Origin of the sequence: Pseudomonas sp. NPDC089401 (assembly GCF_044749485.1) — a bacterium.
GTDB lineage: Bacteria > Pseudomonadota > Gammaproteobacteria > Pseudomonadales > Pseudomonadaceae > Aquipseudomonas.
Genome location: NZ_JBIVIA010000005.1, coordinates 206,694 through 220,127, shown reverse-complemented (window position 1 = coordinate 220,127; position 13,434 = coordinate 206,694). Strand labels below are relative to the sequence as shown.

The following is a 13,434-nucleotide window of genomic DNA, read 5'->3' as shown; positions in this document are numbered from 1 at the left end:
TTTTACGGGAATACACCATGCCTACGCTTCTAGTCACCGGCGCCGCCGGTATCGTCGGAACCGCCCTGCGCCCATACTTGCGCGAGCGCTTCAATCTGCGCCTGCTGGACCGCCGGCCGGTCAGCGAGCTGACCGCCAATGAAACCGCCCTGGTTGGCGACCTGACTGACCCGGCCTTCGTCCGCCAGGCCTGCGAGGGTGTCGATGCCGTGCTGCACCTGGCCTGTGCCCACGGTACCGATATCCAGTTCCAGGCCACGGTGGAGCCCAACTACCACGCCACCCTGTACCTGCTCGAGGCCGCCCAGCGCGCCGGGGCACGGCGCTTCGTGTTCGCCAGCAGCCACCATGTGCTGGGCCAGTACCCCACGCAGGTTGCCGAACAGTTCGACGACCACCCGGTGGCGCCGGACAGCTACTACGCGCTGAGCAAGGTGTTCGGCGAAGCGGCCTGCGCCACCTTCTCCCAGCGCAGCGAGCTGGCCACGTTCATCGTGCGCATCGGCAATGCCGACGCCAAGGTCGCTGATGCCCGTCGCCTGCGCCTGTGGACCAGTGCCCGCGACCTGGCTCAGCTGGTACTGATCGGCCTGGAGCACCCCGAGGTGCGTCACGAGATCGTCTACGGCGTGTCGGAATGCCCCCAGGCGCTGTTCCACAACAACCGTGCCCGCGCCCTCGGTTACCGGCCGCAGGACGATGCGGCCGAGCACCTGGCCGACAACTTCCTCGCCTATGACGCCATGGCCTCGGTCGGTTCCGGTCGTGACCATGTGGGTGGCGCCTATGCCGGCGTGGCCCTGGCCAGTGTTCTGGAGCCAGCATGAAGATCGTCCGTATCGATACCCAGATCGTCGAAATCCCCTTCCATGACGGCGGTCGTGGGGTGGGTGGAACACCTTCGGCCTGGCGCACGCTGGAGAACGTGCTGGTGCGCGTTGAGGACGAACTGGGTAACGTTGGCTGGGGCGAAGCGTTCGGCTACTTCGTCGCCGACGCCACCAAGGCGCTGATCGACCGGCTGGTGGCGCCTCAAGTGCTGGGCCGCGAGGTAACCGACATTCCTGCGTTGAATCTGGAGCTGCAGCAGCGCCTGCACCTGTTCGGCCGCTACGGCGTGACGATGTTCGCCATTTCCGGTCTCGATATCGCCCTGTGGGACCTGGCCGCCCGCCGGCAGCGCCTGCCGTTGCACCGCCTGCTCGGCCAGGCCCATCGCGAACAGGTACCGGCCTACGCCAGCCTGGTGCGTTACGGCGATGACCAGGTGGCCCCGGCCACCTGCGAAAAAGCGCTGGAACAGGGGTTCAGCGACATCAAGCTGCACGAGGCCACCCTGCATGAAATCGGCGCTTGCCGACGTGCCATTGGCGATGACGTGCCGCTGTCCACTGACGTCAACTGTTCCTGGACGGTGCAGGGCACCCGCGACTGGCTGCCGGCGCTGGCAGAGCTGAAGTTGGCCTGGCTGGAAGAGCCGATCTTTCCGCCCGAGGACTTCGCCGCCCTGGGCAGTCTGCGCGGGCAGGGCGTGGATATTTCTGCCGGGGAGAACTGGTGCACTGCCGTGCAGTTCGAGCAGGCTCTGGTGACTGCTGCGGTGGACTCCATCCAGCCCAGCGTGACCAAGGTCGGCGGTATTTCCGAATGCCTGCGCATCGACCGCCTGGCCGAGCAGCATGAGGCGGTGATTCTGCCGCACTGCCCATACTTCGGCCCGGGCCTGATCGCCACCCTGCACCTGGCCGCGGTACAGCGGCGGGTGCCGCAGGTGGAATACCTGTTCGTCGAGCCGGCTGGCTGGTTGTACCCGGTGGAGCAACTGCGCCAGGGCAACCAGCTGCAGATCCCTCAGGGCCCAGGTTTAGGCTTGGACATCGACCTGCAAGTGGCCGAGCGCTTCCGCCGCTAGCCCGACCCTTTACCGCTTCACCGCCGTGCCTCGGCACGGCGGCAGGGGCCGTGCATGCCTGAAAAATGGCATTGGAGTTTCTATGCACACCGTGGTTCTGAGCAATGCCACCTGGTCGCTGGGCGCGCTGCCGGCCTGGGGCGGGCGTATCGCCCACCTCAATGCCGAGGGACTGGATATCCTGCTGCCGATCAACGCCAGCCACTTCGACCCACTGGACTGGCCACGGGCCGGCGCCTACCCGCTGATGCCGTACTCCAACCGCATCCGGAACGCGCGGTTGCAGTTCGCCGGCACCGAACACGCGCTGCCTGCGCATCCGGCTGCTCGGCCCCATACCTTGCATGGGGTGACCCACACCCAGCCTTGGCAAGTGGTGACTTCAGGCAGCGATCACTTGAGCATCGCCTGCGACTATCAAGGCGAGCACTGGCCCTGGGCGTTTCGCGCCGAACAGCACTTCGCACTCGACGGCGCATGCGTGCGCATCACCTTGGTGCTGATAAACCTGGGGCAGACGCCCATGCCTGGCGGCCTCGGGCTGCACCCGTATTTCCAGCGCCACCCTGGTATGCGCGTGCATTACCGCACCGGGCGCGAATGGCAGATCGATGGGGAGTACCTGGCTACCGGCGCATATCAGGAGGGTGCCAACGACTGGTCGATCGAAGCCGATGCCGGCGCGGCACTGGCGCATTACCAGTCGCGCTGGGATGGCCAGCTGCAACTCGAATACACCAATGGCCATTTGCACTTGCAGGCCTCACAGGTGCTGAACCACTTCGTCGCCTTCGCCCCGGTCGGCAGCGCGTACCTGTGCCTGGAGCCGGTATCGCACCTGGCTGACGCGTTCAACCAGCCCCGCGATAGCTGGGCCGAAACCGGCACCCATGAACTCGCCCCGGGCCAGCGCCTTGAGGCCACCCTCGAATTCATCTGGCAACACCGCTGACGCAACACCTCACATACCTATAAGAAGAGCACAACAACAATGAAACACTCCTCGACTGGAGCGGGCTTCGCTCGCGTTGCAAAACCCTTGTCCCTGCTGCTCGGGCTCGGCCCGCTGTATGCCCAGGGTGCATTCCTCGAAGACAGCAAGGCCAACCTGACCTTTCGCAACTTCTACTACAACCACGACCTGCGCGATTCGACCAAGCCTGCCCAGTCGAAGCTGGAGGAGTGGGCGCAGGGTTTCATCCTCAAGGGTGAGTCGGGTTATACCGATACGACGGTCGGGGTGGGCGTGGATGTGTACGCAGGCCTTGGCCTGAAGCTCGACTCGTCGCCCTCGCGCAGCGGCACCGGGCTGTTGCCGGGGGCCTATGACCGTGCCGGCGGGCCGCGCAATGCCGACCCGCGTTCGGTGGACGATTTCTCCGAGGCCACGGCGGCGGTCAAGTTCAAGTATTCGAAGAGCGAGCTCAAGGTGGGCGGGCTGTTCCCGAAGATTCCGCTGGTCAGTTCCGGTGACGCCCGGTTGCTGCCGCAGTTCTTCGAGGGTGCGATGCTGGATATTCGCGAGCTGAACAACCTTGACATCGGCCTGGGCCAGATGCGCCGGGTCAACCAGCGCGAATTTGCCGGCGCCCGGGATATCCAGGTGGGCAACTACTACAGCGTGTTCAGCGACCGCTTCGATTACCTCGGTGGCACCTGGCGCGCCACGTCGCAGACCTCGCTTGGGGTGTGGACTGGCCGGCTGGCAGATGTGTACCAGCAAACCTTGTACACCGGCACCCACACCGTAAAGGCCGGTGACTGGAACCTCTCCGGCACGCTCAACTACCTCGACACCGGCGAATCTGGCAGCGAAAAGGCCGGCCAGCTCGATAGTCGCATGACCTCGGCGATGCTCAGCGCCAACCTGCGCGCCCAGACCTTCCGCCTTGGCTACCAGTACAACGCCGGTGACAGCGCCTTGCCGTTCATCCACGACACCGACCTGCCCGGGGTGGCCAACGCCGTGCAGGTGCTGCGCTTCGACCGCGCCCAGGAGCGCTCCTGGCAGGCCCGCTACGACCTTGACTTCGCGCCCCTTGGTGTACCGGGGCTGACGGCGTTCGCCCGATACGTGAAGGGCGACAACTTCAAGGTGGCCGGCGAGGACGGCAGCGAATGGGAGCGCAACCTGGACATCACCTACGTGATCCAGAGCGGGCCGTTGAAGAACCTGGCGCTGCGCTGGCGCAACGTCGAACTGCAAGGCGATGCCACCGGCCGGCGTGATGAAAACCGGGTGATCATCGCCTACACCTTGCCCTTGCTCTGACCTGGAGGATTGCCCGTGGTATCCCGTCCGCTCGACCCTGCCATGCAGGCCTACATCGACAATAGCCGGCGCTTCGCCCCGCGTGACGACAGCCTAGCAGCCCGGCGCGAAGCCTTTCTCGCTGCCTGCCGTGCCTGCACGCCACCGCGGCCGCTGGGCTGGCAGGTGGCCGATATCGACCTGAATGGCCTGCGCCTGCGCTGTTATACACCCCTGGGCGAAGTGCCGCCCGGGGGGTGGCCGACGCTGCTGTACCTGCACGGCGGCGGCTGGGATCTGGGCAACCTCGACACCCATGACTGGTTTGCCCATGCCCTGATGCAGCGGGTGCCGCTGGCGATCGTTGCCGTGCAGTACCGGCTGGCGCCGGAGCATGCCTATCCGGCGCCGCTGGAGGACTGCCTGAAGGCATGGCTCGGTTTACGGGCGGGGGTCGTCGACTCCCGACTCAGCACGGCGTGCCTGATGGTGGCGGGGGACAGCGCGGGTGGCACGCTGGCTGCGGGCCTGTGCATGGCATTGCGCCGTGACGGGTTGGACCAGCCGCGGGGGCAGTTGCTGGTTTATCCGGTGCTGACGGCTCGGCAGGTCTTGCCATCGATGCATGAACACGCCGAGGCACCGATGATGACGGTGGCGGGGTTGATGAAGTCATTGGCTGGCTTCGTGCCCGCAGCGCCGCAGCGTAATGACCCCTGCGCCATGCCGCTGGAAGCTGAAGACTTTGCCGGGCTGGCACCGGCGCTGGTGCTGGTTGCACGAGTCGACCCGCTGTGCGATCACGGGCTGGCCTATGTCGATGAATTGGTGGCGGCGGGAGAGGTGGCCCGAGCCTGGGTGGGCGAGGGCATGGTGCATTCGAGCCTGCGCGCATTCGGGGTGGCCGAGGTCGAGCAGGCCTGGGATCACATGGCGGCGCAGCTGCAGCGCTGGGCTGGCGATTGACGCGTGCAGCCCTCAGGTGCTTTCGCGAACCACCAGGTTGAAGCCCACATCCTCCACCTGTTGCCCACGCCCCAGGCTGCCTTCGATTCGCTGCAGCAGCAACTCCGCCGTACGTAGGCCAATGCGCCCGCCGTCAACATTCACCGTGCTCAGGCGCGGGTGGGTATGCGCGGCGAATTCCAGGTTGCCGAAGCCCATCACCGCCAGGTCCTGAGGCACCCGCAGGCCGTTGGCCTGGGCCTCGGCCATGACCCCCTGGGCGAGCAGGTCGATGCTGCAGATCACCGCATCCATCGGCACCCTGGACGCCATCAGTCGAGCCATGGCCTCACGGCCGTGACCCATGTTCACCGGCACTGCTTCGAGCTCGCAGGCGACCACTTCAACGCCAGCGGCGCGCAGGGTATCGACACACGCCTGGCGCCGTTGGGTCGCGCGGGCGTCGTCGCTCCAGACAAGGCCCACGCGGCGGTGGCCGCGTTCGACGATGTGCTCGGCCATGGCCTGGCCAACGGCCTCGTGGGAAAAACCGACCACAGTGTCGATCGGGTCCTGCGTCAGCTCCCAGGTCTCCACTACCGGAATGCCACGGGCAATCAGTTTTTCCCGCGCTTCAGGGCTTTGCAGCTGGCGGGTCAGCACGATGCCGTCGGGGCGGCGGGCGAGGATCGCATCGATCAGTTCCGCTTCACTGCTGTTTGCCAGGTCTGACTGGCTCAGCAGCAACTGGTAGCGCGCCGTGGCCAGGCGCTGGCCGAGCTGAGTGATGGTGTCGACGAAGGCGCGGTTGGCCACATTCGGCACCACCACGATGACCAGCCGACTGCGCTGCGAAACCAGGGCGCCAGCAAGCATGTTCGGCACATACCCGGTCTTGCGGATGGCATTGCGCACCTTTTTCTGGGTTTTCTCCGACACCAGTTCCGGGCGGTTGATCACCCGGGAAACGGTGATGGGCGAGACCTTGGCCATCTTCGCCACGTCGTCGAGCGTGGCGGGGCCCAGTTTCAGTCCAGTGGTGATTGCGGGCGTTTCCAGCATGCGAAGCCTCAAGGCAGGCGGGTTGGGCGGGTGGGTCGATTCTACCGGAACGGCGCACGCTTTCCTGTTCTTTTGCAGCATTCCCAGTGCGTGGGAATTTCACCGCAAAGCCAATTTGCAACCCCCGAAGAATAAGGCCTAGGATTAATGACAGCGCTGTCATTTGATAACGCTGTCATTGGTCGGAAACAGCTCTGCCAAGGGCTGCAAACTGCCAAGATTCGAAGCAGGTGCCGGTGCAAGGCCCTGCACGACGCCAATAAAAACAATGAGGCAACCGCGATGCACAATCATGATACCTACGCCGCCGGGCCTGCCCCCGGCGCCGTGGCCGCATCCACCACGGCTACCCGCTATCGCTATCTGATCCTGGCCCTGATCACCATGGTCCTGGCCTTGAGCAGCGGTGACCGCGCAGCCCTGTCGGTGGCGGGCTCCGACATGAGCAAGGAGCTCGGCATCAGCTCGGTGGAAATGGGCTACCTGTTCTCGATCTTCAGCTGGGCCTACGTGATCTTCCTGATCCCCTCCGGCTGGCTGGCTGACCGCTTCGGCTCGAAGAAAACCATGGCCCTGGCCATCTCCGTGTGGTCGGTCTTCACGGTGTGCATGGGGCTGGTGCACTTCGTCGGCATGATCGTGCCGCTGCTGCTGGCTCTGCGCTTTTTGCTGGGCGTGGCCGAGGCGCCGGTGGGGCCGGCCTCGACGCGGGTGATCGCGTCCTGGTTCCCGTCGGCGGAGCGGGGCATGGCCGGGGCCATCTTCAACAGTGCGCAGTACATCTCGCTGGCGTTCTTCACCCCGTTCATGGGCTGGCTGTGCTACGCCTTCGGCTGGGAATACGTGTTCATCGTCATGGGCATCGTCGGCTTCGGTATCGCCGCGATCTGGTGGAAAAACTACTACCTGCCGGTCAGCCACCCGAAGATGAATGGCGAGGAGCTCGACTACCTGCGCAAGGGTGAAGCGCTGGTCGACCTCGAAGCCCAGGCCGCGCTGCCCAAGGAAAAGCGCCGCAACTCGCTGGCCGAAGTCGGCCTGCTGTTCAGGAGTCGCATGCTGCTGGGCATGTTCATCAGCCAATACTGCGTCAGCGCGGTCACCTGGTTCTACGTCACCTGGTTCCCCATCTACCTGGTCAAGGAGCGCGGCTTCGACATCCTCCAGGCCGGCCTGGTGGCATCCATCCCGGCGTTGTGCGGGCTGATCGGTGCGGTGTCGTCGGGCTTCTTCTCCGATTACCTGTTGCGCCGTACGAAGTCCCTGAGCATTGCCCGTAAAACGCCAATCATCACCGGGGTGCTGCTGAGCTCGACCATGATGCTGTGCAACTACGTCGATGCGCAGTGGTTGGTGATCGCGGTGATGAGCCTGGCCTTCTTCGGCAAAGGCTTCGGCAACCTCGGCTTCAGCGTGGTGGCCGACACCGCCCCGCGGGAAATGATCGGCATGACCGGTGGCGTGTTCAACGCCCTGGGCAATACCGCCGGCATCGTCACCCCCGTGGTGATCGGCTACTTGCTGCATTCCAGCGGCTCGTTCAACAGCGCACTCATCTATGTCGGCGCCCACGGCCTGCTGGCGGCGTTCGCCTACCTGGTGATCGTTGGCCGCATCCAGCGCCTGCAACTTTCCGACCTGACCGGCAAACCTGCCGACGCCCAGTGATTCCGAGGACCACGCCATGATCGAAAGCAACGTCTACATCGACCCGAAGATCGCTGCCCTGCAACCCGGGCCAGCGACCACCGACAGCATCGCCTGGATCAAGCTGTCGTACACCGTGCTGCCCCTGGGCGCGCCGATCAGCGATGCCAAGGTACTGACCGGGCGGCAGAAGCCGCTGACCGAAATCGCCTTCATCTTCGCCGAGATCCGTACCCGCGAAGGCCATGAAGGCATCGGCTTCGGCTATTCCAAGCGTGCTGGCGGCCCGGGCATGTACGCCCACGCCCAGGAAATCGCCCCGACCCTGCTGGGCGAGGACCCCAACGACATCGCCAAGCTCTACAACAAGCTGCTTTGGGCCGGCGCCTCGATGGGCCGCAGTGGCCTGACCACCCAGGCCATCGCGCCATTCGACATTGCCCTGTGGGACTTGAAAGCCAAGCGCGCCAGCCTGCCATTGGCCAAGCTGCTGGGCGCTCACCGCGATTCGGTGCAGTGCTACAACACCTCCGGCGGCTACCTGTCGACGCCGCTGGAAAAGGTCCTGGAAAACGTACAGACCTCCCGTGGCAACGGCATCGGCGGCATCAAGATCAAGGTCGGCCAACCGGACACCAGCATCGATTTCAAGCGTGTGCAGGCGGTGCGTGAGCAACTGGGCGAAGGCTTCCCGCTGATGGTCGACGCCAACCAGCAATGGGACCGCGTCACCGCTCAACGCTTCTGCCGCAAGCTCGAACAGTTCGACCTGACCTGGATCGAGGAGCCGCTGGACAGCGCCGACGTCGAGGGCCACGCCGCCCTGGCCGCGTCGCTGGACACCGCCATCGCCACCGGCGAAATGCTCACCAGCTTCAACGAGCACGCCCAGCTGATCACTGCCAACGCCTGCGATTTCATCCAGCCCGATGCGCCGCGGGTCGGCGGTATCACGCCGTTCCTGCAGATCATGAACCTGGCCAGTTTCAAGGGCCTGAAGCTGGCGCCGCATTTCGCCATGGAGATCCACCTGCACCTGGCAGCAGCGTACCCGGAAGAGCCATGGCTGGAGCACTTCGAATGGCTCGAACCAATGTTCAACGAGCGGCTGGAACTGCGCGAAGGCCGCATGTGGGTGCCCAACCGCCCGGGCCTGGGCTTCTCCCTCAGCGAACAGGCCCAGGCCTGGACCCAGCACCGCATCGAGTTCGGCAAACGCCCTTGAGCAAGCCATGGCGGTGGCGCTTGTGTCGCCACCGCCATGGGTGACAGCATCCATAGGAAAACACCATGAGTCACCGTGAAGTCAGCCCCGTCATTCGCCTCGATGCCGCCGACAATGTCGTGGTCGCGCGCATCGAAATCCCTGCCGGCACCGCCATCCCCGGTGAAGGTGTCATCACCCAGCAAGCTGTGCCGCTGGGGCACAAGGTCGCTGCCCGGCTGATCGCCAAGGGCGAGCCGGTGCTCAAGTACAACACGGTAATCGGTTATGCCGCCGAGGACCTGCGGCCTGGTACCTGGATGCACAGCCACAACATCGCCTTCGGCGAAACCGACCGCGACTACCGCTACGGCCTGGACTACATCCCCACCGACCTGCTGCCGGCCGAACAGCGCGCGACCTTCCAAGGCATCGTCCGCGAAGACGGCCGCGTGGCCACGCGCAATTACCTGGGCGTGTTCGTTGTTGGCAACTGCGGCGCCACGGTGGCGCGCAAGATCGCCAACCACTTCGACGAGCGCCGCCTGGCCGTCTTTCCCAGCATCGATGGCGTGGTGCCCTATGTGCACGAAATCGGCTGCGGCATGGAAATGACCGGCGAGCCGATGGACCTGCTGCGCCGCACCATCGGTGGCTACATCAAGCACCCCAACACCGTGGGCGCGGTGGTCATCGCCCTGGGCTGTGAGCGCAACAACATCCATGGCTTCTTCGAGCAGGAAGGGCTGGTGGAAGGCGACATGCTGAAGAAGCTGGTGATCCAGGACGTCGGCGGGGTGAAGAGCGCCACCGACCAGGGCATCGCGCTGATCGAAGGTATGCTCCCCAAGGCCGACCAGGCGCGACGCGAGCCGGTGTCCGCCGAGCACCTGATGATTGGCATGCAGTGCGGTGGCTCGGATGGTTTCTCCGGCCTTTCGGCCAACCCGGCGCTGGGCGCAGCGGTGGACATCCTGGTGCGCCATGGCGGCACCGCGATCCTTTCGGAAACCTCGGAAATCTTCGGCGTCGAGCATACACTGACCGCCCGCGCTGCCACCCCAGCGGTGGGCCGTAAGCTGATCGAGCGCATCGAGTGGTGGCTGGAGTACAACCGCGGCCGCGATACCCAGATCAATGGCCGGGTCAGCCCCGGCAACAACGCCGGTGGCCTGGCCAACGTGCTGGAAAAATCGCTGGGCGGCGCGAAGAAGGGCGGTAACGCGCCGTTGATGGATGTTTATGAGTATGCCCACCCGGTGAAGACCCACGGGCTGGTGTTCATGGACACTCCCGGCTACGACCCGGTTTCGGCCACCGGCCAGATCGCCGGCGGCGCCAACCTGATCGCCTTCACCACCGGCCGTGGCTCGTGCTTCGGCTCGGTGCCGGCGCCGACCTTCAAGCTGGCCAGCAACTCGCCCATGTACCAGCGCATGAGTGACGACATGGACATCAACTGCGGGCAGATCATCGACGGCGACAAGACCATAGCCCAGATGGGCCAGGAAATCTTCGAGCGCCTGCTCGCCCATGCCTCGGGGGAGGCGACCAAGAGCGAGCTCAACGGCCTGGGCGAGGATGAATTCTGCCCGTGGCAGATAGGCGTGCTCGCCTGACCCGGCCTCTTAGCGGCTAAAGCCGCTCCCGCAAGGTTCACCTTGATCTCAGGGGCTGTGCAGTCCCTGTGGGAGCGGCTTTAGCCGCGAAAGGGCCCTCTCGGAAAATCACAACAACAATGGCCGGTGCGAAACCCGGCCAAGGGACCTGTCATGCATAAAAACAACAAGACGCTGCCCGCTGCCATCCTGCTGTCCGCTACGCTCCCGGCCCACGCCGAAGGTTTCCTTGAAGATAGCCAGGCCTCGCTGAAAGCCCAGAACTTCTACCTCAACCGCGACTTCCGCGAAGACGCCGGCATCTCCAAGCGCGAAGAATGGGCCCAGGGCTTCATCCTCGATTTCCGCTCCGGCTACACCGCCGGCACTCTCGGCTTTGGCGTCGACGCCCTCGGCATGCTCGGCCTGAAGCTCGACTCAGGCCCAGGCCGCAGCGGTACCGGGCTGCTCCCGGTGGGCGACGACGGTCGCGCCCCGGACCAGTACAGCAAGTTCGGCATCACCGCCAAGGCGCGGCTGTCGAAGACCGAGCTGAAGATCGGCACCCAGTTGCTCAAGTACCCGACCATCGCCTCCAGCACTGGCCGCATCCTGCCGCAGACCTTCCAGGGCGGTGTGCTCACCTCCAAAGAGCTGGATAACCTGACTCTCACCTACGCCCAGATCGATCGCACCACCAAGCGTGATTATTCCCATACAGAGGCCATGAGCCTGGTCAACAAGAACCGGCGTTTCAGCGGCGCGCCCGAGGCTGACGACTTCCGCATGGGCGGCGTGGACTACGTGGTCAACGCCAACCTGAGCCTCAGCTACCAATACGGCGAGCTCGACGAGATCTACGGCCAGCACTATTTCGGCCTGCTCGGCAGCACCGCGCTGGGCCCCGGCAAGCTGGCTCTGGATGCGCGCTACTTCATCAGCGACGACAAGGGCGAGGCCCTGGCCGGCCCGGTCGACAACCGCACGCTCAACGTGCTGCTCAGCTACAGCCAGGCCGGGCATACCCTAGGCGTCGCCTATCAGGGGCTGTCTGGCTCCACGGCCATGCCTTACCTGATCGGCACCGACGCCTATCTGACCAACTACATGATGGCCGCCGACTTCATGGAAACCGGCGAGCGCACCTGGCAGCTGCGCTATGCCTACGACTTCGTCGCCCTGGGCATTCCGGGACTTACGTTTTCGACCCGTTACAACCATGCCGATCATGCAAACCCGGCCACCTTCGCCGGGGAAGGGCGTGAGTGGGAGCGCGATACCGACCTGGGATACACCATCCAGTCCGGACCACTGAAGAACGTCAACGTGCTGTGGCGCAACGCTGCGCTGCGCTCCAATTACCAACGCAATATCGATGAGAACCGGCTGATCGTGAGTTACACCTTGCCGCTGTTCTGATCGCTCAGGTCATGTACGAGGAGTGGCCGCCGGGTATTGGTGGTGTGGCCGGTAAAGACTTTTACCGGCCTTTTTTTCAATGGCGGGCTCAGAAATGGTTTTTCATTGGCGGCTGCAGGCCAAGGTGCTCCCGTGTGCGAGCTACCGCCTGTGCCTCGACTTCGGGGGCGGCGTTGCCCCAGCTATTGCGTACATAGGTCAGTACGGCGGCGATGTCGCTGTCGCTGAGTTTCCAATCGAATGAAGGCATGCCAGCCCCGGTTACGTTGCCTTCGGTGATCACCGCCTGGCCGCCCTTGAGCACCGTGCCCACCAGGTTCGCACCACTGGGCGTGCGGATTCCGGGGTTGTCGGCAAAACCGGTGACCATGCCGGGCAGGCCTTCGCCCTTGACGTTGTGGCAGGCCATGCAATTGAGCTCATACACCTGCGCACCGCGTTGCATGATCGGTTCGCTGGCGGCAATGGCGGGCGGCGGGATGGTCTTCGATCCGTCCACTGATTTGAGGTATTCGGCGATCGCGCCCAGATCCTGATCGCTCAGGTGCTGGGTGGAGAACTCGACCGCTTCGCCCATCGGCCCCGAGGCAATTGCCTGGTGGTTGGCTCCGGTCTTGAGGTAGACCGCTATCTGCTCCGCGCTCCAGCTTCCCAGCCCACGATAACGGTCGGCGGTGATTTCCGGCGCGTAGCTGCCGAGCAGCTCGGCGCCCTGCAGGTAGCGGCCGGTGTCGCCACCGAGCAGGTTCTTCGGCGTATGGCAGGCCGCGCAGTGGCCGGCGCCGTCCACCAGGTAGCGCCCGCGGTTCCATTGCGCGGACTGTTCGGGATGCGGTACGAACGGGGTGTTGTCGAAGAACAGCAGATTCCAGCCCAGCAGGGTCTGGCGAATGTTGAACGGGAACCCCAGGGTGTTGGGCGTGGGCGCCTGCTGCACCGGTTGCACTGTGCGCATGTACGCCCACAGGTCGTGCAGGTCGGTGTCACTGATCTTGACGTAGGCGTTGTAGGGCATGGCCGGGTACAGCCGTTGCCCGTCCTTGCGCTGGCCATGGCGTACCGCACGGAAGAAGTCGCGCTCGGTCCAGCGGCCGATGCCGGTCTGCGGGTCGGGGGTGATATTGGTCGAGTAGATCACGCCAAAGGGCGTCTGCAACCCGTAGCCGCCCGCAAACGGAGCGCCGCCCGGCTTGGTATGGCATGCCGCGCAGTCGGCCTGGGCCGAGACGTAGGCGCCGCGGGCGATGGCAGCAGGATCGGCGGCAAGGGCGTCGGCGGCTGTCAGTTGGTCATCGGCGACGTTGTCAGCGACACTGTCGCTGTTGTGCAGCACGGCGGCGGTGAGGCTGGCCAGCGCCAGTGCGATACAGCTGGCCAGCAAGGTCTTGGTCTTCAT

11 protein-coding genes are annotated in these 13,434 nt (G+C 64.7%); 9 read left to right on the top strand and 2 right to left on the bottom strand.

The features are described 5' to 3' along the window. The first annotated feature begins 17 nt into the window (after nucleotides 1-17). From ACIP21_RS14105 to ACIP21_RS14085, 5 genes are all read left to right on the top strand, one after another. Complete coding sequence (locus ACIP21_RS14105; protein WP_400688376.1) at nucleotides 18-827, top strand: NAD-dependent epimerase/dehydratase family protein; 810 nt, start codon at nucleotides 18-20, stop codon at nucleotides 825-827. Further along, entirely contained in the window at nucleotides 824-1,912 is a 1,089-nt protein-coding gene (locus ACIP21_RS14100) for a mandelate racemase/muconate lactonizing enzyme family protein (protein WP_400688374.1), read from the top strand. Before ACIP21_RS14105 ends, ACIP21_RS14100 begins: the two co-directional genes overlap by 4 nt. An 82-nt stretch (nucleotides 1,913-1,994) precedes the next feature. After that, nucleotides 1,995-2,864 carry an aldose 1-epimerase gene (locus tag ACIP21_RS14095; protein ID WP_400688372.1) on the top strand — a complete coding sequence of 290 codons (870 nt, stop codon included), beginning with the start codon at nucleotides 1,995-1,997 and terminating at the stop codon, nucleotides 2,862-2,864. A 39-nt stretch (nucleotides 2,865-2,903) separates the two neighbouring features. Beyond that, on the top strand, nucleotides 2,904-4,184 hold the full coding sequence (locus ACIP21_RS14090) for an OprD family porin (protein ID WP_400688370.1): 1,281 nt from the start codon (nucleotides 2,904-2,906) through the stop codon (nucleotides 4,182-4,184). Between the two features lie 15 nt (nucleotides 4,185-4,199). Beyond that, nucleotides 4,200-5,129, top strand: a complete 930-nt coding sequence (locus ACIP21_RS14085) for an alpha/beta hydrolase (protein WP_400688368.1) — start codon at nucleotides 4,200-4,202, stop codon at nucleotides 5,127-5,129. Nucleotides 5,130-5,141: 12 nt separating this feature from the next. Here ACIP21_RS14085 and ACIP21_RS14080 read toward each other — a convergent pair whose 3' ends face one another. Then, nucleotides 5,142-6,170, bottom strand: a complete 1,029-nt coding sequence (locus ACIP21_RS14080; protein ID WP_400688366.1) for a LacI family DNA-binding transcriptional regulator — start codon at nucleotides 6,168-6,170, stop codon at nucleotides 5,142-5,144. Nucleotides 6,171-6,452: 282 nt separating this feature from the next. On the opposite strand from ACIP21_RS14080, the gene ACIP21_RS14075 reads away from it, so the two are divergent. The 4 genes from ACIP21_RS14075 (at nucleotide 6,453) to ACIP21_RS14060 (ending at nucleotide 12,038) form a co-directional block, all read left to right on the top strand. Then, nucleotides 6,453-7,838, top strand: coding sequence for an MFS transporter (locus ACIP21_RS14075; protein ID WP_400688364.1), 1,386 nt, complete (start codon nucleotides 6,453-6,455; stop codon nucleotides 7,836-7,838). A gap of 16 nt (nucleotides 7,839-7,854) precedes the next feature. Then, on the top strand, nucleotides 7,855-9,042 hold the full coding sequence (locus tag ACIP21_RS14070; protein ID WP_400688362.1) for a mandelate racemase/muconate lactonizing enzyme family protein: 1,188 nt from the start codon (nucleotides 7,855-7,857) through the stop codon (nucleotides 9,040-9,042). A gap of 65 nt (nucleotides 9,043-9,107) precedes the next feature. Then, nucleotides 9,108-10,640, top strand: a complete 1,533-nt coding sequence (locus ACIP21_RS14065) for a UxaA family hydrolase (protein WP_400688360.1) — start codon at nucleotides 9,108-9,110, stop codon at nucleotides 10,638-10,640. A gap of 153 nt (nucleotides 10,641-10,793) precedes the next feature. Next, nucleotides 10,794-12,038 (top strand): OprD family porin, encoded by a 1,245-nt coding sequence (locus ACIP21_RS14060; protein WP_400688358.1) that lies wholly within the window; start codon nucleotides 10,794-10,796, stop codon nucleotides 12,036-12,038. An 88-nt stretch (nucleotides 12,039-12,126) separates the two neighbouring features. On the opposite strand, the gene ACIP21_RS14055 is transcribed toward ACIP21_RS14060, so the two are convergent. After that, nucleotides 12,127-13,434 carry a c-type cytochrome gene (locus ACIP21_RS14055; protein WP_400688356.1) on the bottom strand — a complete coding sequence of 436 codons (1,308 nt, stop codon included), beginning with the start codon at nucleotides 13,432-13,434 and terminating at the stop codon, nucleotides 12,127-12,129.

What these genes read in the sequence shown, in the direction of transcription:
- ACIP21_RS14070 (WP_400688362.1), top strand. Translation starts at nt 7,855, where the DNA reads ATGATCGAAAGCAACGTCTACATCGACCCGAAGATCGCTGCCCTGCAA.
- ACIP21_RS14060 (WP_400688358.1), top strand. Translation starts at nt 10,794, where the DNA reads ATGCATAAAAACAACAAGACGCTGCCCGCTGCCATCCTGCTGTCCGCT.
- ACIP21_RS14075 (WP_400688364.1), top strand. Translation starts at nt 6,453, where the DNA reads ATGCACAATCATGATACCTACGCCGCCGGGCCTGCCCCCGGCGCCGTG.
- ACIP21_RS14090 (WP_400688370.1), top strand. Translation starts at nt 2,904, where the DNA reads ATGAAACACTCCTCGACTGGAGCGGGCTTCGCTCGCGTTGCAAAACCC.
- ACIP21_RS14065 (WP_400688360.1), top strand. Translation starts at nt 9,108, where the DNA reads ATGAGTCACCGTGAAGTCAGCCCCGTCATTCGCCTCGATGCCGCCGAC.
- ACIP21_RS14080 (WP_400688366.1), bottom strand. Translation starts at nt 6,170, where the DNA reads ATGCTGGAAACGCCCGCAATCACCACTGGACTGAAACTGGGCCCCGCC.
- ACIP21_RS14100 (WP_400688374.1), top strand. Translation starts at nt 824, where the DNA reads ATGAAGATCGTCCGTATCGATACCCAGATCGTCGAAATCCCCTTCCAT.
- ACIP21_RS14095 (WP_400688372.1), top strand. Translation starts at nt 1,995, where the DNA reads ATGCACACCGTGGTTCTGAGCAATGCCACCTGGTCGCTGGGCGCGCTG.
- ACIP21_RS14055 (WP_400688356.1), bottom strand. Translation starts at nt 13,434, where the DNA reads ATGAAGACCAAGACCTTGCTGGCCAGCTGTATCGCACTGGCGCTGGCC.
- ACIP21_RS14105 (WP_400688376.1), top strand. Translation starts at nt 18, where the DNA reads ATGCCTACGCTTCTAGTCACCGGCGCCGCCGGTATCGTCGGAACCGCC.